Source organism: Micromonospora sp. NPDC048947, assembly GCF_040649495.1.
GTDB classification, from domain to species: domain Bacteria; phylum Actinomycetota; class Actinomycetes; order Mycobacteriales; family Micromonosporaceae; genus Micromonospora; species Micromonospora alfalfae.
Map to the genome: position 1 here is coordinate 47,746 of NZ_JBEZFO010000020.1, position 23,465 is coordinate 71,210.

The following is a 23,465-nucleotide window of genomic DNA, read 5'->3' on the forward strand; positions in this document are numbered from 1 at the left end:
CTGGTGGGCATGCCCGCACACCACCCGCGCCGTCACACGATCGAGCCGGTCGACTGGTGAGCGACGCAGCAGTGCCCGCCCCGCGGGGTGGGCCGTCCACACCGGGCAACCGCTCGGGTTGGACCGACCGATGCGACCAGCTCGCCCGGTCACGGCCCTTCGAGATCGCCATCGTCGTGGTCATCCTTGCCAACGGCATCGTTCTCGGCCTGGAGACGTACGACGATCTGAGCCCGGCGGGCACCGCGCTGCACGGGCTGGAGCTGCTCTTCCGGGCCGTCTTCGTCGTCGAGATCGCCATCCGGCTGGCCGCTTACGGCAGACGCCCACAGGACTTCTTCCGGCACGGCTGGAACGTCTTCGACTTCGTGGTGATCGCGGCGATCTTCATCCCGGGTCTGCACGGCGATCCGGCGCTGCTGCGGGTCGTCCGGGTCGCCCGCATGGTCCGCCTGGTGCGGTTCTCGCCGGGTCTGCGGACCATCGTCTCCGCGCTGTGGCGCAGCCTGCCGGGCGTGACCGGGTTCCTCGCCCTGGCCGTCGTGACGCTCTACGTGTACGGCATGGCCGGCTGGCTGATCTTCGGCGACAGGTATCCGCAGGAGTACGGCGACATCGGCCGGTCGCTGCTGACGTTGTTCGTGCTGTTGTCGCTGGAGACGCTGCCGGACCTCATCGAACAGGGCCTGGCGATCTCACCATGGACGCTGCTCTACTACGTCAGCTACGTGGTCATCACCGTCAACCTGCTGCTCAACATCCTCATCGCGGTCATCGTGAACTCCATGGAGGAGGCTCGCCGATTGGAGATGACCGAGCGACTGGCCCCCGGATACGACGAGGACGGCGACGGCGTACCGGACGAGGTGGACCGGATCGCGCTCACCCAACGGCTGGACGACCTGCGGGCGGTCATCACCGAGTTGGAGCGCGAGCTGCGCATCGACCGGGACGACGGGCACGGCCGACCCCATCGGGACGACGCTCGCGCCAGACGGTGATCCGACGCTCGCGCTCCGTCTACGGGTTCGGATAGTGTCGACGGCGGTCCCATCGGCCTCCCTGAAGGGGCAACCGAGCATGACGACCAGTGTCGACAATGTCCAGACCGCCACCGATCCCACTGACACGCTCGGCACGGTGATCGACGACGTGGTCCGCCCGCAGGCGCCGATCGTCGACCGGGACGGGGTCTTCCCCCGTCCGGGTGTCGACGCTCTCGCCGCAGCCGGTCTGCTCGGCCTGGCCTCATCGACCGAGGTCGGTGGCGCCGGCCACGGCATGCGGGCGGTCGCCGAGGTGATCGAGCGGCTGGCCGCCGAGTGCGGGTCCACAGCGATGGTGGTGCTCATGCACTACGCGGCGACCGCCGTCGTCGAGGCGCACGGCCCGCGCGACGTCCGCGCCGCCATCGCCGCCGGGGATCACCTCACCACGTTGGGCTTTTCCGAGTACGGATCGCGCAGCCACTTCTGGTCGCCGACCGGCACCGCGACAGCCGCAGACGACGACACAGTCCGCCTCGACGCCCGTAAGAGCTGGGTCACCTCGGCCGGCGAGGCCAACAGCTACGTCTGGTCGAGCCTTCCGCTGAGCCGCGACGCCGGTCCGATGACCTTGTGGCTGGTGCCGGCCGACAGCGCCGGCCTGAACGTGGCCGGCGACTTCGACGGGCTGGGTCTGCGGGGCAACGGCTCTCGGCCGATGACCGCCGACGGGCTCCGGGTTCCGGCGACGGCGAGGATGGCCGCCGACGGGGCCGGGCTCGACACCGCTCTCGGCGCGGTCCTGCCCTGGTTCCTGGTGCTCAACGCCGCTTTCTGCCTCGGTCTCGCCGACAGCGCCGTGGCCGAGGCGGGCCGTCATCTGACCAGGACCACGCTCGCGCACACCGGCGCCGCCCTGCGCGACGCGCCAGTCACCCGACGCGACCTCGCCCGGCTGATGATCCGCACCGCCGCGCTGCGTGCCTTCCTGGGTGACACGCTCACCGCTCTGGAGACGGGCCGGGACGACGCGATGCTGCGGGTGCTCCAGGTCAAGGCGCTCGCCGGCGAGACAGTCGCCGACGTGACCGATGGCGCGATGCAGCTCTGCGGGGGCAGCGCCTTCCGCAAGGAGTTGGGTCTTGAGCGTCGTTTCCGCGACGCCCGCGCGGCCCGGGTGATGGCGCCGACCACCGACGCGCTGCACGATTTCGTCGGTCGGCTCGCCACCGGGCTGCCGCTGCTCGACGAGGCCAACCGCTGATGCCCGCGCCCACCGTCCTGATGGGCGCCGTCGCGTACGACCCCAAGGTGGTGACCATCTGGGAGGGCTTCCGCACCTGGCTGCGCGGGCGGGGCCTGGACTTCGACTTCGTCCTCTACTCGCACTACGAACGACAGGTGGAGGACCTCGTCGCCGGGCGGATCGACGCGGCCTGGAACTCTCCCCTGGCCTGGCTGCGGGCCGAGCGGCTGGCGGCCGCCGACGGCACTGCCGTGCGCGCGCTCACCATGCGCGACACCGACCAGGACCTCACCTCGATCGTCGTGGTTCGCGCGGACTCGCCGGTGCGCCAGCTCACCGACCTCGCCGGACGGGTGGTCGCCGTCGGGGCGATCGACAGTCCACAGGCGACGCTCATTCCGCTGGGCCACCTGGCGGCGGCCGGTGTCACTGTCGACATACGCCGTTTCGACGTGGGTGTCGGCCTGCACGGCGACCACATCGGCGGCGAGCGCGACGCGGCGCGCGCCCTGGTGGCCGGGGAGGTCGACGCCGCCTGCATGATCGACGCCAACCACCTGGCGTTCGTCCAGGAGGGCACGCTACCGCCCGAGGGCACCCGGGTCGTGGCCCAGACCGCACGCTACGACCACTGCAACATGACTGTCCGCGCGCCGGAGTCCGAAGGCGTCCGGCTCTTCGGCACGCTCCTGCTCGGCATGTCGTACGCCGATCCGCAGGTGCGTCCACTGCTCGACCTGGAAGGGCTGACGGCCTGGCGGGAGGGCCGCACCACCGGGTATGCCGCCCTCGCCGCCGCTGTCGACGCCAGCGGTTTCTACTCTCCCGACGGGCGGGTGACGGCCCCGCACTACCGACCGTGAGCGTGACACCTGTCGCCGCTGTCGACCTGGGTGACCTGGGTTTCGGCAGTGGCGCGCACCTGCTGGTGCAGCGCGCCCTGGCCGGGTTGCCGCCCGGCAGCCGGTTGGCGGTCTCCGGTCGCGACCCGGCGCTGCGCGTCCACCTGCCCGCCTGGTGTCGTGGCCGGGGTCATCGGGTCGAATGGCCTGACCGGGGCGAGGCGAACGAGCTGGTGGCGGTGGTGGTCCGGGGGTCGGCGGATGACGACCGCTGGTTCGGCGCTGAGCGGGCCGGGCCGGCCCTGCCGTCGGCGCTGAGCAGCCGTCCGCCCGCAAGGTGGGGGCTCGGCGCCCGGGGCGCGCTCCTGGAAGCCGGTGGTCCGGAGGCCCGGTTCGACCTGGACGACCGCGACCTGGTCTGGGCCGACATCGCCCCACACCTGTACGCGCAGGCCGCCGCCCGACAGTGGGACCCGCAGACCGCGGTGCCGTGGGACGACCCGTTCGCGCTGCCGGCCGACGTCGAGGCCGCTGTGGTACAGGTGATGACCTATCTGGTCGAGAACGAGCAGGCCGCCCTCGTCGTGCCGGCCCGGTTCGTGGGGCGCATCCATCCGCACTTTCGGGAGGTGGTGCAGCTGCTCGCCGTGCAGATGGCCGACGAGGCCCGGCACATGGAGGTCTTCAGCCGGCGGGCGCTGCTGCGGGGCGCCGAGATGGGCACGTCGTCCGCTGGCGGTCGGCAGTCGCTGTTCACCCTCGTCGCGGAGTCGGACTTCGCGTTGGCGTCGTTCCTGCTCTCCGTGCTCGGCGAGGGCAGCTTCGTCGATCTGCTCTCGTTCCTGCACGAGTTCGCCCCGGACCCGGTGACCCGCCGGATCTGTTGGCTCGCGATGCAGGACGAGCGCCGGCACGTGGTGTTCGGCATGGCACACCTGGAGCATCAGGCGCGGCTGGATCCGCTGCTGCGGGACCGGCTGCGGGCGGCCATCCACCGCCGCCACGACGCGCTGGTCGACACGGCCGGGCTCAACGCTGATGTCTTCGACGCGCTGGTGGTGCTCGCGGCGGGTGGCTGGCAGCCGAATGACGTGTCCGCCGGCTTCGACCGGGTGCGGGCTCTGAAGCACGCGATGGATCAGGGCCGTCAGCGCCGCCTCGTCCGGCTGGGTTTCCGGGACGACGAGGCGGCGGCGCTCTCCGCCCTGCACACCCGCAACTTCATGTAGCCGATCCCCGCGCACGGCACGGCGTGCGCGGGGATCGCGGTACGGCAGGTCAGCGAGCGCTGGTCACTGGCCGAGCAGGGTCCGGATCTGACGCGCGTAGCCCGCCACAGTGAAGTCCGGGCCGACCGAGTCCACCAGGACCAGGTCGTTGATGGTGTGATCGACGCGCAGCGACAGGATCGCCTGGTACTCGGGCGAGTTGTACCAGGTCCTGGCGGTTTCCGCGTCCGGGAACTCGATCAGCACGACCGAACCGGGCCAGCTGCCCTCGAGAACCTGCACCTCGGCGTCCAGGACGAGCCACTTGGCGCCGTACGCCTCGGTGGTGGCCTGCACCTGCTCCAGGTAACGCAGGGAATCCTCGGTCGGAACTCCGCCCGGGATACGCAGGTGGTTGATCAGGTAGGTGCTCATGTCTCACTCCTCAGGTGTGGGGTGCTGCTTCCCGGCCGAAGGCGTACGACCGGTCGTCTTGGATTGGGTACGCGCCGCGCGGATGGGACGACGCGGGCTGTCACCGCTGGGATCGGACCCGGATCAGGTGAGGATCCGGGCCGTGGTGATCGTGAAGAACTCCTGGAGTGCGGCCGGGTCACCGGATGCCTTCGCCCGCGCTGCCGCCCCCTCGTAGCTGGAGACGACGAAGCCGGCGAGATCGGCGGCGGGTTCGTCGCCGTGCAGTTCACCGGCGGCCCGCGCCTGCTCGATCGCCGTGGCGAGCGCGGCGACCCAGCGGCCGAAGCCGGCGTCGACCGCGTTGCGCAGAACATCGCTGTGTGCCGGGATCTCGGTGGCGAAGTTGCCGAGCAGGCATCCGCGATCACCCATGGTGTCGCCGAGGCCGGTGATGTATCTCAGGTGAGCGGTGATCCGCTCCAGCGGCGTGCCGCCCCGCTTCTCGTCGAGCATTTCCAGCCCCATCGCCGCTGAGTATCTCGCCACCGAGTCGAGGGCGAGGTCTTCCTTGCTGGCGAAGTGGTTGTAGAAGGTGCCCTTGGGCGCCCCGGCAGCGGCGACGATGTCCTGGACGCTCGTGCCGTTGTAGCCGCGCAGGTGGAACAGGTCCAACGCCGCGTCGGACAACCGTTGCCGGGTTCCGACGGAGGCCGGTGACTTCGGTCGTGGCATCTCGTGGCCCTCCTCTCGCCCGGGGTTCCGGCTGACTGACAGACACTACGATATGACCGGTCGTCTCGGAATGCCAGTGATGTGACCGCTGTCATCCCCCAGGTACTGTGGAATGGTCATGAACAGCGATTTCAGCGCGGTCCGCGAGGAGTTGCTGCGGCTACGCGAACAGACCGAGGCTCAGGCCACCGCCCTGGACGGCGACCTGCGGAGTCTTTTCGAGGCGTCCCGGTCGTCCAACGCCGATGACGAACACGACCCCGAGGGCAGCACCATCGCCTTCGAACGCGCGCAGCTCACCGCCGTCCTGGACGCCACCCGCCGACGCCTGGCCGAGCTGGACGTCGCGCTGCGACGGGTCGACGACGGCAGCTACGGCGTGTGCGAACGGTGCTCCCGTCCGATTCCCGCCGAGCGGCTCGTCGCCCGCCCGTCCGCGCGTACCTGCGTGGCCTGCGCTAGCCGACGGTGACGGCGCCCGCCGAGCGCGAGGGCGGTGGGCGCCGTCGTACCGGTGATCAGCTGGCGCAACAACCTCCTGCTGGCGCGGCGTCGAGGGCGACGAGGCTGATCGGCGCGGACCGCAGCCCACCGGAGACGCCTGTGGACAGTCCACGCCCCGTCGGTTGCGACCCACAGCAGTCGTCGCCCGCCGAGACGGCGGAATCACTGCTGCACACGCCGGTTTCGGGCAGGTCGAGCTGGACGTCGCGGGCGGCCGCCCAGTCACCGGCGAGCGCGGCGACCACGGAGCGGACCTGCTCGTAGCCGGTGGCCATGAGGAACGTCGGCGCCCGGCCGTAGGACTTCATGCCGACGGCGAAGTAGCAGTGCTCCGGATGGGCGAGCACGTCCACGCCGTGCGGCGGCACCGTGCCGCAGGAGTGCTCGTTGGGGTCGATCAGCGGGGCCAGGGCACGGGTCGCACCCAGCACCGGGTCGAGGTCCAGCCGCAGCTCGGCGGCGATGCCGTGGTCGGGGCGGAAGCCCGTGGCCGCGACGACACGGTCGACGGTGATCGACTCGGCGCTGCCGTCGCCGTGCCGCAGGGCCACACTCACCCGGCCGTCGGTCGGGGTGAGCGCCCGCACGGAGAAGCCGGTGAGCAGCCGGATCCGTCCGGCGTCGACGTGCGCACGCAGCCGTGCGCCGAGCGCGCCCCGCGCCGGGAGGGCGTCGGCGTCTCCACCACCGTAGGTACGCGTCGGCGCGGCGGCCCGGATGGCCCAGGTCACCTCGGTGCCGGCCTCGACGGCGGCCAGCTCCGCCAGGGACAGCAGGGTGTTCGCGGCCGAGTGACCGGCGCCGACCACCAGTGTGTGCCGGCCGACGAACCGGCCCCGGTCGGCGCCGAGGACGTCCGGCAGCGCGTGCTCCAGGTACGCCGCCGCCTCCGCCTCCCCTCGCGCGCGCAGACCGGACGCGCCGAGGACGTTCGGCGTGCTCCAGGTGCCGGAGGCGTCGATGACGGCGCGGGCGACAAGCTCGCCGCCGTCGGCGAGGCGGAGCAGGAACGGTGCGGTGTCGCGCCCGGCGGTACGCAGCCGGTCGAGGCCGAGCCGGCTGATCGCCTCGACCCGTGCCCCGTACCGCACGTGTGGCTTCAGTTGCGGCAGCTGCGCGAGGGGCCGGAGGTAGTCGTCGACCAGCTCCGCGCCGGTGGGCAGTGTCCCCGGGTCGGGGGCGACCCAACCGGCCTCGTCGAGGAGCCGACGGGCGGCCTGGTCGATGTTGTAACGCCACGGCGAGAAGACCCGCACGTGCCCCCACTGGCGTACCGCGGCGCCCGGGGTGTCGCCGGCTTCGAGGACGGTGAAGGGCAGTCCGCGTTCGTGCAGGTGCGCGGCGGCGGCGAGACCGGTCGGACCGGCGCCGATGACGATGGTGGGAAGGTCGTCCAGAGCGGTCATCAGTGGCTCCTCGGTGTGGTGGCCCGGGTCGAGGGCCACGGCTGGTCAGGTGATGGTGGGGCTGCGGCGTTCCAGCAGGACGACGTCGCGCCAGCGGTCGTGATGGCGACCGACCCGCTCGCGTACGCCGATGACCCGGAAGCCGGCTCGTTGGTGGACTGTGAGGCTGGCGGTGTTCTCCGGGAAGACTCCGGACTGGATGGTCCAGATGCCGGCGGCCTCGGTGGAGGCGATCAGCGCGCTCAGCAGCAGTCGGGCGATGCCCCGCCCCTGGGCAGCCGGGTCCACGTAGACGGAGTGTTCGACCACTCCGGCGTAGACAGCGCGGGTCGAGGTCGGTGAGACGGCGATCCAGCCGAGCACCACCCCGTCGCTGTCGACGGCCACGAAGCGGTGCGCGGCCAGGCGCGCGGCGTCGAACGCCGCCCAGGTCGGGGCGGTGATCTCGAAGCTGGCATTGCCGGCGTCCAGACCGGCCTGGTAGATCGCCAGGACCCGGTCGGCATGGGCGTCGGTCATGGGCCGCACGGCGATGTCGACCATCAGCGGGGTTCCCTTCCGAAAGAGAATCAGAGGACTGTCTCGACGTCCATCGAATCAGACAGTTGCACACTGATTAGAGAAGTGTCAACCTAGAGCAATGTCGAATCAAGCAGGTCCGGCCGCTGACGTGTCGTGCTGCGCCCCGCTGGCCGAGCAACGCGTACCGGCCGAGGCCGCTGCGGTGCTCGCGCCCGCGTTCAAGGCCCTCGGCGACCCGGTGCGGCTGCAACTGCTGTCGATGATCGCCTCCGCCGAGACCGGGGAGATCTGCGTCTGCGACCTGACCCCCGCGTTCGACCTGACCGGTCCGACCATCTCGCACCACCTCAGGACACTGCGCGAGGCGGGGCTGGTCGACGCCGAACGCCGGGGCACCTGGGTCTACTACCGCGCTCGGTCGGGCATCCTGCGCCAGCTCGCCGCACTGCTCACCGTGGCGCCGGCGACATGACAACGACCCTGCGGAGCGAGCCGGGCGAGAGCGCCGTCGTCGGCCGACTCTCCCGACTCGACCGGTTCCTGCCCGTGTGGATCGGTCTGGCGATGGCCGCCGGCCTGCTCCTCGGTCGGCTGATACCCGGGTTGGACAGCGTCCTGGACGCGGTGCAGATCGGCGGGATCTCGCTACCGATCGCGATCGGCCTGCTGATCATGATGTACCCGGTCCTGGCGAAGGTCCGCTACGACCGGCTCGACACCGTCACCGGCGACCGCCGGCTGCTGATCTCCTCGCTGGTCCTCAACTGGCTGGTCGGCCCCGCCGTGATGTTCGCCCTGGCGTGGATCTTCCTGGCCGACCAGCCCGCGTACCGCACCGGCCTGGTCATCGTCGGCCTGGCCCGGTGCATCGCCATGGTCATCATCTGGAACGACCTCGCCTGTGGTGATCGGGAGGCCGCCGCCGTCCTGGTCGCCCTCAACTCCGTCTTCCAGGTCGTCGCCTTCGGTGTACTCGGCTGGTTCTACCTCTCCGTGCTCCCCCAGTGGCTGGGGCTTCCCGGCACCGAGTTGACGATCTCGGCCTGGGACATCGCCGCCAACGTGCTCGTCTTCCTCGGCATCCCGCTGCTCGCCGGCTACCTCAGCCGACGCCTCGGCGAGCGCGCCAGGGGCCGCGCCTGGTACGAGGCCCGCTTCCTGCCCAGGATCGGCCCGGCCGCCCTCTACGGGCTGCTGTTCACGATCGTGATCCTGTTCGCCCTGCAAGGCGACGCCATCACCAGCCGGCCTCTGGACGTCGTCCGCATCGCCCTGCCCCTGCTGGTGTACTTCGCGCTCATGTGGGCCGGCTCCTACGCCCTCGGCCGGGCCATCGGTCTCGGCTACCAACGCACCACCACCCTCGCCTTCACCGCCGCCGGCAACAACTTCGAACTCGCCATCGCCGTCGCGATCGGCACCTTCGGCGTCACCTCCGGCCAAGCCCTCGCCGGGGTCGTCGGCCCGTTGATCGAGGTGCCCGTCCTGGTCGGGCTCGTCTACGTCTCCCTGTGGGCCCGCCGCCGCTTCTTCACTCCCCCGCGATCCGCGACCACGTAACCGGAAGGCAACCCCGACATGAGCGACAGACCCAGCGTCCTGTTCGTCTGCGTCCACAACGCCGGCCGTTCCCAGATGGCCGCCGGCTGGCTGCGCCACCTCGCCGGCGACGCCGTCGAGGTCCGCTCGGCCGGCTCCGCGCCGGCCGAGACGATCAACCCCGCCGCCGTGCAGGCCATGCGCGAGGTCGGCATCGACATCACCGACCAGACCCCCAAACTTCTGGAGTACGCGACAGCGCAGTCCTCCGACGTCATCGTGACCATGGGCTGCGGCGACACCTGCCCGGTCTTCCCCGGCAAACGCTACGAGGACTGGAAGCTCGACGACCCGGCCGGCCAGGGCGTCGACGCCGTCCGCCCGATCCGTGACGAGATCCGGGACCGGGTGGAGAAGCTCCTCACCGAACTGAACCCCACCGAAGGACGCCAACGGTGATCCTCGGTCTCCTGGGCCATCGACGACTCGGCCTGGAAATTGTCGCCAGGTAGTCCTTCTCGAGGAACCAACGTCTTCACTTCTGCAACATGATCGAAGCGGCCTCCGCCACGACACCCAACGACCAATCAAGCTGACGGCACGTGCCCTGACTCGCGCACTCAAGGCAGCCGCCCGAACGCCACGGCCGGTCAAGTGCCCGAGTCCAGTGAGCATCAAGGGTTCTCATCGCGGCGAACAGCTCGCCTGCACGACTCACCGGTTCATCGATCGGCACGGCGACACCCTCCCGCGATCACGACTGTTGGCCCCACCTGGGGGCAGAGACCACGTGTCGTGCTCCCCAGGTGGGTGTGCGGCCGAGGACCCGGGAGTTTGCCGAAACCAGGGAAACCGACCAACTGCAACCTATTCCAACTTGTAGGAGCAGGGCAACCTATCTCATGGAACTTGTTGGAACAGGTCGACTCGTGATCAGATTGGACTGCCGAAACCAGGAAACCCGATGGAGCTCGACCCATGCCGACTGAACGAGTGGACTACCGGCGCATCGCCAACGAGATCGCGGGAAAGATCAAGTCTGGTGAGCTTGCTCCGGGCGAGAAGCTACCGTCCACCCGTGAGCTGGCCGAGCAGTACGGCGTACACATCTCCACCATCAACCGGGTCATGACGATCCTGAAGGATCGCGAGCTGGTCGAGGGCCAACCAGGTAAAGGTGTCTACGTCGCAGAGGTTGAGAGCTGAACGCTCCGCCTCCTTGATGGGCCGGGGCCTCAGCGGGCACCGGCGTAGACAGCGCCGTCGCCGAGTTCCTCCTCGATGCGGATGAGCTGGTTGTACTTGGCCGTACGGTCGGAGCGCGACAGCGAGCCGGTCTTGATCTGCCCGCAGCCGACGCCCACGGCCAGGTCGGCGATGGTGGTGTCCTCGGTCTCCCCGGACCGGTGCGACATCACCACCCGGTACCCGGCCTTGTGGGCGGCGTCCACCGTCGCCAGGGTCTCGGTGAGCGTGCCGATCTGGTTGACCTTGACCAGGATCGCGTTGGCGTAACCGCCGTCGATCCCGTCGCGCAGCCGGTCGACATCGGTGCAGAAGACGTCGTCGCCGACCAGCTGCACGCGCTCCCCCGCCGCCGCCGTCAGCCGCTTCCAGCCGGCGATGTCGTCCTCAGCCATCGGGTCCTCGATCGAGCTGATCGGGTACCGGGAGACAAGGTCGAGCAGGTAGTCGATGTGCTCATCGACGGTCCGCTGACGGCCCTCGCCGACGTAGTCGTAGACGCCGTCGTGGAAGAACTCCGAACTCGCGGGGTCGAGGCAGATCAGCACGTCGGCGCCGGGCTGGTAGCCGCTCTCCTCGATGGCCCGCGACACGAACCGCAGCGCCTCGTCCGCGCCCTTGAAGTGTGGCGCGAAGCCACCCTCGTCGCCGACGTTGGTGTTGTGCCCGGCGGCGGCCAGGGACGCCTTGAGGGTGTGGAAGACCTCCGAACCCATCCGGACCGCCTCGGCGAAGGTCTGCGCTCCGACCGGGGCGATCATGAACTCCTGGAAGTCGAGCGGATTGTCGGCGTGCGCGCCGCCGTTGATGATGTTCATCATCGGCACCGGCAGCAGGCGGGCGCCGACACCACCGACATAGCGGTAGAGCGGCTGCCGGTGGGCCAACGCCGCCGCCTTCGCGGTCGCCAGAGACACCGCCAGGATCGCGTTGGCACCCAGTCGACCCTTGTCCTTCGAACCGTCGAGAGCGATCATCGTCTCGTCGATCAGGGCCTGGTCCTCCGCGTCGAGCCCGAGCACCGCGTCGGCGATCTCGCCGTTGACCGCGGCGACGGCAGTGCTGACCCCCTTGCCGTGAAAACGCGTCAGGTCCCCGTCACGCAGCTCGACCGCCTCGTTCGCTCCCGTCGACGCGCCGGACGGCACTGCCGCCCGCCCGGTCGACCCGTCGGTGAGGACCACGTCGGCCTCCACCGTCGGGTTGCCCCGGCTGTCGAGGATCTGCCGACCACGCACGCGGCTGATTGCCGTCATCACACACTCCCTGCTCAAGCTGCCTGTTCGCAGCCAGACTGGCAGGAAACGGCGGCCCTGACACCGCGACGATGGACACGTTGACCCGTACCCCGGGGTGCGGGTTTAGGGTCGCGGGATGCGGGTGGGTGAGTTGGCACGACGGACCGGAACCACGGTCCGGGCACTGCGGTACTACGAGTCGGCCGGGCTGGTCGTGCCCCGGCGGCTGAGCAACGGCTACCGCGAGTACGACCCGATCGCGGTGCGGCTGGTGGCCCAGATCCGCGAGCTGATGGCGCTCGGCCTCACCGTCGAGGAGACCCGCCCGTTCGTCGAGTCGATCGCCGGTGGCGCCGACGACACCGACGTGTGCGCGGCGGCGGTGGCCACGTACCGCAGCACCATCGGCAACCTGCAGGAACGGATCGGCAAGTTGACCGCCCAGCGGGACGCGCTGGACGCCCGCCTGGACGCCGCCGCGACCCAGGTCGTACCCGGCAGTCCCGCCGAAGGCGCCGACCCCACCGCGCTGGTCGGCGTCCGGTTGCCACCGCTGTCCTTCTACGGCACCGACGGCCGCCCGGTCGATCTCGGCGCGCTCGGCGCCGGGCGCAGCGTCATCTTCGTCTACCCACTGACCGGACGACCGGGCGTCGACCTGCCCAACGGGCTGCTGGAGATCCACGGCGCGCGCGGCAGCACCGAGCAGGCCGCCTGGTTCCGCGACCACCACGCGGAACTCCGTGCGGCCGGTGCCGCACGGGTCTACGGCCTGTCCGCGCAGTCGACCGGTTACCAGCGGGAACTCGCCCACCGGTTGCGGCTGCCCTACCCGCTGATCCCCGACCCGAGGCTGACCCTGGCCGACGCGCTGCGGCTGCCGACCCGCACCGCCGGCGACATGACGCTCTACGAGCGGCTGACCCTGATCGTCGCCGACGGCGCTGTCGAACACGTCTTCCACCCGATCCCGGACCCGGCGTCGCACCCCCTGCACGTGATGCGGTGGCTCACGAAGCGACGCCAGGCCCCCGGATCGGTTGCGGCCTAGAAGTCGTCGTCGAAGGCGACGGTGCCGGTCACCCCGACCTGGTACGCCGACACCCGCCGCTCGAAGAAGTTGGACAGCTCCTGCACGTCCTGCAACTCCATGAAGCCGAACGGGTTGCTCGACCCGTAGTGCGCCGCGATGCCGAGCTGGGCGAGTCGGCGGTCGGCGACGTGCTGGAGGTACTCCCGCATGTCGGCCAACGTCAGACCGGGCACACCATGGCCCACCAGGTCCTCGGCGAACTGCACCTCACACTCGACCGCCTCGGTGAGCATCCGGCGAACCTGGTCGGCGAGGTCGTCGTCGAACAGGTCCGGCTCCTCGGCGCGAACGGTGTCGACGACGTCGAACGCGAACGCCATGTGCATGGACTCGTCGCGGAACACCCAGTTGGTGCCCGAGGCGAGGCCGTGCAGCAGGCCGCGGGAACGCAGGAAGTAGACGTATGCGAAGGCCCCGTAGAAGAACAGCCCCTCGATGCAGGCGGCGAAGCAGATCAGGTTGAGCAGGAACGTGCGCCGGTCCTCGCGGGAGCGCAGCTCGCGCAGGTCGTTGAGGGAGTCGATCCACCGGAAGCAGAACTCGGCCTTGCGACGGATCGAGGGGATGTTCTCGATGGCGGCGAAGGCCTCGAAGCGCTCGGTCTCGTCGGGCACGTACGTGTCGAGCAGGTTGAGATAGAACTGGACGTGCACGGCCTCCTCGAACAGCTGCCGGGACAGGTAGAGGCGACCCTCCGGGCTGTTGACGTGCTGGTAGAGGTTGAGCACCAGGTTGTTGGCGACGATCGTGTCACCGGTGGCGAAGAACGCCACCAGGCGGCTGACCAGGTGCCGTTCGGCCGGCGACAGCTTGTCCAGGTCGGCGAGGTCGGCGTGCAGGTCGACCTCCTCGACCGTCCAGGTGTTGCGGATCGCGTCGCGGAACCTGTCGAAGAAGTGCGGGTAGCGCATCGGGCGGAGAGTCAGGTCCATCCCGGGGTCGAGCAGCATGTGCGTGGTCCTTGTGTCGGTGGTGCTGGCGTCGGTGGTGGCGGTTTCGGCGTGGGTCACTGGCAGGCCTCGCACGACTCGGGGTTCTCCAGCGAGCAGGCCAGCGCCTCCGCGTCGACGACGACTGGCGCGACAGCGCTGACGGTGGCCTGCTGGATCCGCGTCGCGGGGCGCGAGCGCAGGTAGTAGGTGGTCTTCAGCCCGGCCTTCCAGGCGTACAGGTACATCGAGGAGAGCTTGCCGATGGTCGGCGCGGCCAGGAACAGGTTCAGCGACTGGGACTGGTCGATGAACGGGGCGCGGGCGGCGGCCAGGTCGATCAGCGCCCGCTGCGGCAGCTCCCACGCGGTGCGGAACAGCTCCCGTACGCCGGCCGGCAGCTCGGCGATCTCCTGCACCGACCCCTCCGCCCGCTTGATCGCCGAACGGATCCGCTCGGTCCACAGACCGCGGGCCTTCAGCTCGCGTACCAGAGCGGTGTTGACCTGGAGGAACTCCCCCGACAAGGTCTCGCGCTTGAACAGGTTGGACACCTGCGGCTCGATGCACTCGTAACACCCGGCGATCGAGGCGATGGTGGCCGTCGGCGCGACCGCCACCAGCAGCGAGTTGCGCAGCCCGTACGCCTCGACCCGCTCGCGCAGCGCGTCCCACCGGGCGGTCTGCGTACCCTCGACACCCCACAGGTCGGGCTGGAGCTGGCCCCGCGCGGCCCGGGTCTGCGGGTACGCCGGATGCGCGCCGAAGTCGCGCGCCAGGTCGGCCGAGGTCTCCAGCGCGGTCAGGTACAGCTCCTCGCTGATCCGGGTGGACAGCTCCCGGGCGGCCGGCGCGTCGAACGGCAGCCGCAGCGCGAAGAAGACGTCCTGTAGGCCCATCAGCCCGAGTCCGACCGGCCGCCAGCGGGGGTTGCTCGCCGCCGCCTGCGCGGTCGGGTAGTAGTTGATGTCGATGACCCGGTCGAGGAAGGTCACCGCGGTCCGCACCGTGGCGCGCAGCCGCTCCCAGTCGATGCCGTCGGCGGTGAGGTGGGCGGCGAGGTTCACCGAGCCGAGGTTGCACACGGCGGTCTCGGTGTCACTGGACACCTCGACGATCTCGGTGCAGAGGTTCGACAGGTGCACCACGTTGCCCGGCTCGGCGGTCTGGTTGCAGAGCCGGTTGGCGGCGTCCTTGAAGGTCATCCAGCCGTTGCCGGTCTGGGCGAGGGTCCGCATCATCTTCCCGTACAGCTCCCGTGCCGGGACCTGCCGCACGTAGAGACCCTGCGCCTCGGCCTGGCGGTACGCGGCGTCGAACCGCTCGCCCCACAGGTCGGGCAGCTCGGGCACCTCGTGCGGGTCGAACAGCGACCACGGCTCGTCGGCCTCGACCCGCCGCATGAACTCGTCCGGGATCCAGTTGGCCAGGTTGAGGTTGTGGGTGCGTCGGGCGTCCTCGCCGGTGTTGTCCCGCAGTTGCAGGAACTCCTCGATGTCCGGGTGCCACGGCTCCAGATAGACGCAGGCCGCGCCCTTGCGTCGGCCACCCTGGTTCACAGCGGCGACGCTCGCGTCGAGCGTGCGCAGCCACGGCACGATGCCGTTGGACTGCCCGTTCGTGCCCCGGATCAGCGCTCCCCGGGAGCGGACCCGGGAGTACGCGATGCCGATGCCACCGGCGAACTTGGACAGGTTGGCGACCTGGGCGTACCGCTGGTAGATCGAGTCCAGCTCGTCGAGCGGGGAGTCGACCAGGTAGCAGGAGGACATCTGGGTGTGCCGGGTGCCGGAGTTGAACAGGGTCGGTGAGCTGGGCAGGTAGGCCAGGCTGGACATCAGCCGGTAGAAGTCGACAGCCTCGTCCGCCGTCCGGGACAGGCCGCAGGCCACCCGCAGCAGCCAGTACTGCGGGGTCTCCAGCACCAGTCGGCTGATGGGGTGGCGCAGCAGGTAGCGGTCGTACACGGTGCGCAGGCCGAAGTACTCGAACCGGCGGTCGCCGTCCGGGTCGATGGCGTGGTCGAGCGTCGCGGCGTGTGCGGCGACGAACGCGGCGGTGTCGTCACCGATCAGACCCTCGGCGTGGCCGACCCGGATCGCCGCGCTGAACGAGGTGATGCCCTGTCGACGCACCTCCTTGTCGACGTAGCCGGCCAGCAATCGCGCGGCGAGGCGCGAGTACTGCGGCTCCTCACCGATCATCTCGGCGGCGGTCTGGATGGACAGCCGGTCAAGTTCGGCGGTGGTCGCGCCGTCGTAGAGCCCGCTTATGGTGCGGGTGGCCACCCGCATCGGGTCGACGTCGGTCAGGTCGTCGGCCCACCGCTCGATCGCTCGGACGATCTTGTTCACGTCCACGGGTTCGGTGCCGCCGTCGCGCTTGCGGACCTGCATCGGCGTCCGTCGCGCTGTCGCGTCGCCGCTGGCCGGGACTACCTCGGTGACTGTCACCACTCGCTCCTCGGAGTTCGAGACCTGGTGGCCCGGACGCGAGGAGACAGACACCGACGGACGCCACGCCAGCCCGGCGTGGGTCAGGTGGCGTCAGCCGTCCCACGCGGCCTCGGACCGCCGCGCCACCCGGATGCGGGTACGCGGCGCGCTGGCAGGTCTTCGGACTCGCGGGCACGACCGGGCTCGCCGGTCTCCTACTGGCCGTCGCTTCCCAGGCCGATTGATGGCCCAGTGCTGATGACGGCGGTCGTTCCCACTCACCGCTGCGGGACAGTCCCGGATTTCCACCGGGTTCCCTGTTGCCTCGACCGCCCCGGATGAGCGGCCGAACCAGCTGCGCTCGACACCATATATAGGGACGCAGCCGTTGTCACACCCCACATGTCGGTCTCGGGCGTGTCGGCGGCCGACTCGGTGACCACCGTCACCACCCCGGCCGACAACACCCCGTCGACCGACGCCAGGCACCGGAGACGGGGCCCTGCGCGCTGGTGTCGACAGTCGACAGGGATGTGGCGTATCGAGGCCACGGTGCCGCAGACCGCACCCATATGTCACTGTCTATGCCTTGAGGTGGGGTTGAACACCCGATCTCCACGGGCTCGCCACCCTGCCACCTTCGCCCGTCAACGGGCACGATGGACGGTGAGGCGGATCGACCCAGCGAGGCAAACATCATACGTCTGTGGGCCCACGGTGATCGACATCGTTGACGGGCTGGAGCGGCGCTCCGTATACTCCCTGTGATCATCTGATCTTTAGCCTAGCCGGGCGAGGAACGCATGCCGCAGATCACTGCCGTCACCGTCGAAGACGTCCGCTTCCCCACCTCCCTGACCGCTGACGGGTCAGACGCCATGAACAAGGACGGCGACTACTCGGCGGCCTACGTCGTCCTGCACACCGACGGCGTCGACGGCGTGGGCGCGCCACTCGCGGGGCACGGCCTGACCTTCACCATCGGTCGAGGCAACGACATCGTCGCGGCGGCGGCAGTCCACCAGGCACAGCTTCTGGTGGGCCTGGACGTGGCGACGATGGCAGCGGACATGGGCGCCGTCTACCGCCTCCTCACCTCCGACTCGCAACTGCGTTGGCTCGGGCCGGAGAAGGGTGTCGTCCACCTGTCCCTGGCGGCCGTGTTGAACGCGTCGTGGGACCTGGTCGCCCGGGTCGCCGACAAGCCGCTGTGGCGGCTACTCGTCGACATGTCCCCCGAGCAACTCGTCGACATCGCGGACCTGCGCTACCTGTCCGACGCGCTGACCCGGGACGAGGCACTGGCCATCCTGCGGGCCAAGGAGTCCACGAAGGCGGCCCGCCTCGCCGAGCTCGACCGGACCGGCTACCCCGCCTACACCACCTCGGCGGGTTGGCTCGGCTACGGCGACGACAAGCTGCGCCGGCTGTGCCAGGAGGCGGTGGACACCGGCTACGGCTACGTCAAGCTCAAGGTGGGCGCCAACCTCGACGACGACATCAGGCGATGCGCGATCGCGCGGGAGATCCTCGGGCCGGATCGCAACCTGATGATCGACGCCAACCAGGTGTGGGACGTCGGTCAGGCCATCGACTGGGTCACCGCCCTCGCCCAGTTCAAGCCACTGTGGATCGAGGAGCCGACCAGCCCCGACGACATCCTGGGCCACGCGGCCGTCCGCCGCGCCGTCGCTCCGATCGGCGTCGCCACCGGCGAGCACTGCCACAACCGGGTGATGTTCAAGCAGCTGTTCCAGGCCGAGGCCATCGACTTCTGCCAACTGGACACCGGCCGGTTGGCCAGCATCAACGAGATCGTCGCCGTGCTGCTGCTCGCCGCGAAGTTCGACGTCCCGGTGTGCCCGCACGCCGGCGGTGTCGGGCTGTGCGAGATGGTCCAGCACGTGTCGGTGCTCGACTACGTCGCGATCTCGGGGGACCTCACCAACCGGGTCACCGAGTTCGTCGACCACCTGCACGAGCACTTCACCGATCCCTGCATCATCCGGGACACCGGCACGGGCAGCGGATACGTCCTGCCCAGCCAGCCCGGCTACTCCACCCGGATGCGTCAGGAGTCGGTAGCGCTCTACCGCTTTCCCGACGGCCACTACTGGGCGACGACAGACCCGACTACCGTGTCATCTCCGGAGGCGGCGTACGTGATCGCGGGTGGGAAGGCCACCCTCACCGGCCGCTAGGGGGATCATGTCTCGCACTGACGAAGTGGTCAACGGCATCAAGCGGATGATCCTCGAAGGGCAGTTCAGGCCCGGGGACCGGTTGCCCATCGAGAAGGACCTCGCCGAGCAGCTCGGAGTCTCGCGGGGGTCCCTGCGCGAGGGGATGTCGGCCCTGTCGATCCTGGGCATCGTCAACATCCGCCAGGGCGACGGCACCTACGTCACCAACCTCGACGCGCCACAACTGCTGGCACCGATGGGTTTCGTCGTGGACTTCCAGGGCCAGGGCGACCCCCGGCACATCCACACCGTTCGCCGGCTGCTGGAGTGCGAGGCCGCCTGCCTGGCGGCGACCAGGATCACCGACGAGGCCCTGGCCCAGGCGGGTGACCTGCTCGAAGAGGCAGCCCGGTTGATAGGCCAGTCACCGCCGGACCACGAGCGGATCATGGAGATCGACATCGCCTTCCACCGGATCATCGCGGTGCACGCCGAGAACCCGGTGCTCGTCGGTCTGATCGAAGCCTTCGCCGGGCGCACCATCCGGGGCCGGCTCTGGCGGAGTCTGCACGAGGAGGGCGCGGACCTGCGCACCCATCACGAACACGTGGCGATCCTGAAGGCCCTCGTGGCGCGCGACCCGGAGCGGGCGCGCACCCGGATGGCGAACCACCTGATCGGCGTGGAGGAGTCGTTGCAGGGGTTACCCGACGACGCTGACGCCAGCGTCGAGACGGCCCGGTCGTGACAGCCGACCCTCACGACTGCACGTCGAGCAGCCCCTCGTCGTACAACGCCGTCCAGAGCTGATCCGGGACGTCGACACCAGTTCGACGCAGGGTCTCGGTCACCTGGGCCTCGTCACGCATGCCGACGACCGTCGAGACCACGGCCGGGTGACGACGGACGAACGCCAACGCCGCCTGGGGCAGCGTGACGCCGTACATCTGGCAGACCCGCGCTATCCGGCGGGCCTGATCGATCACCTCCGCCGGCGCCTGCTGGTAGTCGTAGACGGCGTCGGGCGGCGGAACGTCCCGGGCCAGCAGCCCGGAGTTGTAGACACCGGCGACCACCACACCGACGTGGCGGGCCTGCGCGACGGGGAGCAGGTCGGTCAGCGCGCCCTGCTCCAGCAGTGTGTACCGGCCGGCGCACATCACCACGTCCACGTCGGTCTCGGCCACGAAGCGGGCCAGCATCGCGGACTGGTTCATCCCCGCCCCGACGGCACCGATCACGCCCTGCTCCCGCAGCTCCACCAACGCCGGGATCGCCTCGCGCGCGGCCTGCTCCCAATGCTCGTCCGGATCATGCAGATACACCACGTCGATCCGGTCCAGGCCGGTGCGCCGAAGGCTCGCCTCCAGCGAACGGCGTACGCCGTCGCGGCTGAAGTCCCAGACCCGGCGATGATCGGCCGGAACGTCGAACCCCTCCGGATCCCGCCGGTGCGCCGTCTCCGGTGATGGCACGAGCAGCCGGCCGACCTTCGTCGACACCACGAACTCGTCGCGCGGACGGGAGCGCAGGGCCGCGCCCAGGCGCCGTTCGGACAGGCCCAGCCCGTAGTGCGGTGCCGTGTCGAAGTATCGGATGCCGCCTGCCCACGCGGTGTCCACGGCGGCGGCGAACTGCTCCTCCGACGTCGCCCGGTAGAGATTGCCGCCCTGGGAGGCGCCGAAGCCCAGTGGGCTCAGCCGCAGCGGCGGCCCACCGCCGCTGCGGACCGCCGAACGGGCGGGGTCGCGCGCACCCCGCTGGACGACAGCGGTCACCGCTCGTCCCGATCCACGTTGGTGCTGCCGGTCATCGCCGCGACCAGATCGTCGGTGGTGACCTCGTCGGCGCGGAGTTGGGCAGCGCGCCGACCGAGGCGCAGGACCTCGACCCGGTCGGCGATCTCGAGCACCTGCGGCATGTTGTGGCTCACCAGCACCACCGACATGCCGGCGTCACGGGCCCGCCGAACGACGTCGAGCACCCGCCCGGTCTGGACCACCCCCAGGGCTGCTGTGGGCTCGTCGAGGATGACCACGTTGGTCGCCCAGATGATGGCGCGGGCCACCGCCACGCACTGCCGCTGCCCACCGGAGAGCATCGCGATGGGGGTGGTGACCCGGGGGATCCGTACGCCGAGTTCGTCGAGGGCGGCGGCGGCGCCCTGGCGCATGGCGCGCTTGTCCAACAACCCGAGCCGGCCGAGTGGCCCGGAGCGGAGGATCTCCCGGCCGAGATACAGGTTGGCGGCCACGCTGAGGTCGTCGGCGACGGCGAGGTCCTGGTAGACCGTCTCCACCCCGGCCCGTCGGGCATCGACCGGAGTGGAGAACTGGACCGGGCGGCCGCCCACCCGGATCTCGCCCTCGTCGGGCGGGTGCACACCCGACAGGGTCTTGATCAGCGTGCTCTTGCCGGCGCCGTTGTCACCGATCAGCGCGACGACCTCGCCTCGGCGGACCGTGAAGTCGGCGCCACGCAACGCCTCGACGTGCCCGAACCGCTTGACGACGCCGCGGGCTTCGAGGACCGGCGGTTCCGCGTCGGTGGGTTGCTGATCGCTGTCCGCGGTGGCCGTGGGGATCGCGCCCATCACTGCACCGGCGGGTTGGCGCAGCTGGGCTCGAGCACCGCCTTGATCTCCGCCGAGTCGATGTTCTCCTTGGTGACGAACGTGACGCCGGTGTCGGCCGATGCCAGCGGCGCCTTGTCCCGAAGGTGCTTGACCATCTTGTCGACGCCGAAGTAGCCCATCTTGAACGGGTTCTGCACTACCAGCGCCGAGATCTGGCCGTTGCGTACCCCGGCGATCTCGTCCGGTGCGGCGTCCCAGCCGATGATGACCACCTTGCCGGACTTGCCGGCGGCCTGGATGGCCTGCGCGGCACCGAGCACGCTCGGCTCGTTGGCCGCGAAGACGCCGGCGAGCTTGGGGTTGGCGGTGAGGATGTTCTCGGTGACCCGTCGGGCCTCGTTGACGTCACTGCGGCTCGGCTGCTGGCCGACCAGCTTCAGGTTGGGGTACTGGGCGAGGCCGGCCTTGAAGCCGTCGACCCGCTCGGTGTTGGTCTGCGATCCGGGCTGGAACTCGACGAGCGCCACCTCGTGGTTGCCGGGGCCGAGTTCGGTGGCGAGCAGCTTCGCCGCCTCGGTCGCCGACGCGCGGTTGTCGGTGGCGAAGAGGGGCACGTTCGACGGCTGCGGGCTCGTGCCAGAGTCGATCATGGCGACCGGGATGTTGGCGCTGAGCGCCTTGTCGGTGGCCGGTGCCAGCGCGCTGGAGTCGGTCGCCGCGTAGACGATGCCGTCGACCTTCTTGGTGACGAAGTTCTGGATCAGGTTGACCTGGCCCTCGACGTCGGTCTCGGTGGTCACCCCGTCCCACTGGACGGTGACGTCCCCCGCGCGCTGCGCGGCGCATTCGGCGCCCGCCTTCACCGTGTTCCAGTAGTCGGCCCCGACCGCCTTGGGTACGACGGCGAGCTTCAACGGGCCGCTCGCGTCCTTGGTCGCGCCGTCGCCGCCGTCACGGACCTCGACCCCGCCGCAGGCGCTGAGCAGGGCGGTCGCCGCGGCCGCGGCCAGGATCGCCTGCGCACGCAGGAGTCGTCCTCGCGTCCGCCGGCTGGTGGTGGTGTGTGCCATGGTGTGTGTCCTTCCTCGTTCGGACTCTCGGAATGGCATGTCAACCCCGTGATTCCAGCCGCCGGCGGCGGTACTGGTCGAAGTAGACGGCGGCCCAGATGATCACGCCAACGATCACCTGCTGGTAGTGGATGCTGATGTCGAGCAGGACGGCGCCGTTGCGGACCAGGGCGATGAGGAACGCGCCGATGATGGTTCCGACGATCCGGCCCTGCCCGCCGAAGAGGCTGGCCCCGCCGATGACGGCGGCGGCGATGACGTCGAGTTCCAGCGAGATCCCGTAGTTGGGCTGGCCGGAGTTGACCCGGGAGGCCGCGATCATGCCGCCCAGCCCGACCAGCACGCCGGCCAGCACGTACACCCCGGTCAGGTGTCGCCCGACCCGGATGCCGGAGCGGCGGGCCGCCTCCAGATTGGAGCCCATCGCGTAGGTGTACTGACCGACGCGGGTCTGGGAGAGCAGGAAGGCGACCCCGACGGCGACCAGGACGGTGATCACCACGGCGAACGGAATGCCGAGGATCTGCCCGTTGCCGAGCAGTTGGAAGGACCGGGGCAGGCCGTAGACGCCGACCGCTCCGGTGATGATGAAGACCAGGCCGCGGCCCACTGACATCGTCCCCAACGTCGCGATGAACGGCGGAATCCGGGCCACAGTGACCAGCAGCCCGTTCAACAGCCCGGCCAGCGCGCCGACGCCGATCGCGACCGCCGTCGCCGCCCAGAGCGAGAAGCCGAGGTCGCGCACGACCATCGCGCCCAGCACGCCGGCGAGCGCGGCGACCGACCCCACTGACAGGTCGATGCCCTTCGTGATGATGACCATCGTCTGGGCCGTGGCGATGATGGCGATCACCGCCGTCTGGGCCCCGATGTTGAAGAGGTTGTCCGCTGTCAGGAAGTAGGGACTCGCGAAGGTCAGGGCGATGAACAGGACGACCAGTGCGGTCGCGGCGGTGAACTCGGAGACGGCGTGGGAGATCCGTTCCCGGAACCAGTCGCTGAGTTCGCCGCGCTGCGTGCCGGCGGTTGCCTCGGCGCTACTCATCGTCGGACCTGACCTCCCCAAGCGTGGCGTCGGCGTCCGGCGGGGACCCGCCGACGAGCCGAACGCCTGTGAGCGACCGATCCCGTCTGGACGGCGGTGCGGTTAGGTGCCCGCGCATCCACTGGAGATAGGTCGGATGTTTCCCACGATCAGGCGTTACCTTGCCACGCATTCACGTATGTTGCCAAGGTCTTGCCGGCATGTTTTGCCATCGTTACCTGCACCACCGAAGGCATACGTCCGACCA

General features: G+C 69.9%; 23 protein-coding genes and 1 riboswitch. Of the genes, 12 read left to right on the top strand and 11 right to left on the bottom strand.

Translation table 11 applies throughout. The features are described 5' to 3' along the window. Positions 1-56 precede the first annotated feature (56 nt). From AB0B98_RS25840 to AB0B98_RS25855, 4 genes are all read left to right on the top strand, one after another. Positions 57-1,001 carry an ion transporter gene (locus AB0B98_RS25840; RefSeq protein ID WP_357365931.1) on the top strand — a complete coding sequence of 315 codons (945 nt, stop codon included), beginning with the start codon at positions 57-59 and terminating at the stop codon, positions 999-1,001. A gap of 79 nt (positions 1,002-1,080) precedes the next feature. After that, positions 1,081-2,250, top strand: a complete 1,170-nt coding sequence (locus tag AB0B98_RS25845) for an acyl-CoA dehydrogenase family protein (protein ID WP_357365933.1) — start codon at positions 1,081-1,083, stop codon at positions 2,248-2,250. Continuing rightward, a complete protein-coding gene (locus AB0B98_RS25850) occupies positions 2,250-3,095 on the top strand; it encodes a PhnD/SsuA/transferrin family substrate-binding protein (protein ID WP_357365935.1) in 846 nt (281 codons plus the stop codon). Before AB0B98_RS25845 ends, AB0B98_RS25850 begins: the two co-directional genes overlap by 1 nt. Beyond that, positions 3,092-4,303, top strand: coding sequence for a ferritin-like domain-containing protein (locus AB0B98_RS25855; RefSeq protein ID WP_357365937.1), 1,212 nt, complete (start codon positions 3,092-3,094; stop codon positions 4,301-4,303). Before AB0B98_RS25850 ends, AB0B98_RS25855 begins: the two co-directional genes overlap by 4 nt. A gap of 63 nt (positions 4,304-4,366) precedes the next feature. Here AB0B98_RS25855 and AB0B98_RS25860 read toward each other — a convergent pair whose 3' ends face one another. Continuing rightward, positions 4,367-4,717: a DUF1330 domain-containing protein gene (locus tag AB0B98_RS25860; RefSeq protein WP_238668420.1), complete on the bottom strand. Its 351-nt coding sequence runs from the start codon at positions 4,715-4,717 to the stop codon at positions 4,367-4,369. 123 nt (positions 4,718-4,840) lie between these two features. Next, a complete protein-coding gene (locus AB0B98_RS25865; protein WP_238668421.1) occupies positions 4,841-5,431 on the bottom strand; it encodes a TetR/AcrR family transcriptional regulator in 591 nt (196 codons plus the stop codon). 118 nt (positions 5,432-5,549) lie between these two features. On the opposite strand from AB0B98_RS25865, the gene AB0B98_RS25870 reads away from it, so the two are divergent. Then, positions 5,550-5,903 (top strand): TraR/DksA C4-type zinc finger protein, encoded by a 354-nt coding sequence (locus AB0B98_RS25870; RefSeq protein ID WP_357365939.1) that lies wholly within the window; start codon positions 5,550-5,552, stop codon positions 5,901-5,903. 46 nt (positions 5,904-5,949) lie between these two features. On the opposite strand, the gene AB0B98_RS25875 is transcribed toward AB0B98_RS25870, so the two are convergent. After that, a complete protein-coding gene (locus AB0B98_RS25875) occupies positions 5,950-7,341 on the bottom strand; it encodes an FAD-dependent oxidoreductase (protein WP_357365941.1) in 1,392 nt (463 codons plus the stop codon). A 45-nt stretch (positions 7,342-7,386) separates the two neighbouring features. After that, positions 7,387-7,884, bottom strand: coding sequence for an N-acetyltransferase family protein (locus AB0B98_RS25880; RefSeq protein ID WP_357365943.1), 498 nt, complete (start codon positions 7,882-7,884; stop codon positions 7,387-7,389). A gap of 97 nt (positions 7,885-7,981) precedes the next feature. Here AB0B98_RS25880 and AB0B98_RS25885 point away from each other — a divergent pair, with 97 nt between their 5' ends. The 4 genes from AB0B98_RS25885 to AB0B98_RS25900 all read left to right on the top strand — a co-directional run bounded on the left by AB0B98_RS25885 (position 7,982) and on the right by AB0B98_RS25900 (position 10,608). Next, a complete protein-coding gene (locus AB0B98_RS25885) occupies positions 7,982-8,335 on the top strand; it encodes a metalloregulator ArsR/SmtB family transcription factor (protein ID WP_357365945.1) in 354 nt (117 codons plus the stop codon). After that, positions 8,332-9,423, top strand: coding sequence for an ACR3 family arsenite efflux transporter (arsB, locus tag AB0B98_RS25890; RefSeq protein WP_357365947.1), 1,092 nt, complete (start codon positions 8,332-8,334; stop codon positions 9,421-9,423). Before AB0B98_RS25885 ends, arsB begins: the two co-directional genes overlap by 4 nt. An 18-nt stretch (positions 9,424-9,441) precedes the next feature. Continuing rightward, on the top strand, positions 9,442-9,861 hold the full coding sequence (locus AB0B98_RS25895) for an arsenate reductase ArsC (RefSeq protein WP_357365949.1): 420 nt from the start codon (positions 9,442-9,444) through the stop codon (positions 9,859-9,861). 519 nt (positions 9,862-10,380) lie between these two features. Then, positions 10,381-10,608, top strand: coding sequence for a winged helix-turn-helix domain-containing protein (locus AB0B98_RS25900; RefSeq protein ID WP_357365952.1), 228 nt, complete (start codon positions 10,381-10,383; stop codon positions 10,606-10,608). A 29-nt stretch (positions 10,609-10,637) separates the two neighbouring features. Here the strand turns inward: AB0B98_RS25900 and eno are convergent, their stop codons facing one another. Beyond that, positions 10,638-11,903, bottom strand: coding sequence for a phosphopyruvate hydratase (eno, locus tag AB0B98_RS25905; RefSeq protein WP_357365954.1), 1,266 nt, complete (start codon positions 11,901-11,903; stop codon positions 10,638-10,640). A gap of 118 nt (positions 11,904-12,021) precedes the next feature. Between eno and AB0B98_RS25910 the strand changes: the two genes are divergently transcribed. Then, on the top strand, positions 12,022-12,936 hold the full coding sequence (locus tag AB0B98_RS25910) for a MerR family transcriptional regulator (protein ID WP_357365956.1): 915 nt from the start codon (positions 12,022-12,024) through the stop codon (positions 12,934-12,936). Here the strand turns inward: AB0B98_RS25910 and AB0B98_RS25915 are convergent. Then, on the bottom strand, positions 12,933-13,928 hold the full coding sequence (locus AB0B98_RS25915; RefSeq protein ID WP_357366068.1) for a ribonucleotide-diphosphate reductase subunit beta: 996 nt from the start codon (positions 13,926-13,928) through the stop codon (positions 12,933-12,935). The two genes, AB0B98_RS25910 and AB0B98_RS25915, sit on opposite strands and share 4 nt — an antisense overlap. A gap of 56 nt (positions 13,929-13,984) precedes the next feature. After that, complete coding sequence (locus AB0B98_RS25920; RefSeq protein WP_357366070.1) at positions 13,985-16,303, bottom strand: ribonucleoside-diphosphate reductase subunit alpha; 2,319 nt, start codon at positions 16,301-16,303, stop codon at positions 13,985-13,987. Between the two features lie 192 nt (positions 16,304-16,495). Next, a riboswitch (cobalamin riboswitch) is annotated at positions 16,496-16,713 on the bottom strand. A 432-nt stretch (positions 16,714-17,145) separates the two neighbouring features. Between AB0B98_RS25920 and AB0B98_RS25925 the strand changes: the two genes are divergently transcribed. Together AB0B98_RS25925 and AB0B98_RS25930 are read left to right on the top strand one after the other, a co-directional pair. Next, the gene (locus tag AB0B98_RS25925) at positions 17,146-18,543 is read left to right on the top strand and encodes an enolase C-terminal domain-like protein (protein WP_357365958.1); all 1,398 of its coding nucleotides are present in this window, start codon (positions 17,146-17,148) and stop codon (positions 18,541-18,543) included. A gap of 7 nt (positions 18,544-18,550) precedes the next feature. Continuing rightward, complete coding sequence (locus tag AB0B98_RS25930) at positions 18,551-19,273, top strand: FadR/GntR family transcriptional regulator (protein WP_238668431.1); 723 nt, start codon at positions 18,551-18,553, stop codon at positions 19,271-19,273. Positions 19,274-19,283: 10 nt separating this feature from the next. Here AB0B98_RS25930 and AB0B98_RS25935 read toward each other — a convergent pair whose 3' ends face one another. Genes AB0B98_RS25935 through AB0B98_RS25950 form a run of 4 tightly spaced genes read right to left on the bottom strand, consistent with a single transcriptional unit; the run spans position 19,284 to position 23,218 of the window. Continuing rightward, entirely contained in the window at positions 19,284-20,303 is a 1,020-nt protein-coding gene (locus AB0B98_RS25935; protein WP_357365961.1) for an aldo/keto reductase, read from the bottom strand. Next, complete coding sequence (locus AB0B98_RS25940) at positions 20,300-21,118, bottom strand: ATP-binding cassette domain-containing protein (protein WP_238668433.1); 819 nt, start codon at positions 21,116-21,118, stop codon at positions 20,300-20,302. The genes AB0B98_RS25935 and AB0B98_RS25940 overlap by 4 nt, the downstream gene beginning before the upstream one ends. Then, positions 21,118-22,170, bottom strand: a complete 1,053-nt coding sequence (locus tag AB0B98_RS25945; protein WP_091406812.1) for an ABC transporter substrate-binding protein — start codon at positions 22,168-22,170, stop codon at positions 21,118-21,120. The genes AB0B98_RS25940 and AB0B98_RS25945 overlap by 1 nt, the downstream gene beginning before the upstream one ends. A gap of 40 nt (positions 22,171-22,210) precedes the next feature. Then, complete coding sequence (locus AB0B98_RS25950; RefSeq protein WP_357365964.1) at positions 22,211-23,218, bottom strand: ABC transporter permease; 1,008 nt, start codon at positions 23,216-23,218, stop codon at positions 22,211-22,213. Between the last annotated feature and the right edge of the window lie 247 nt (positions 23,219-23,465).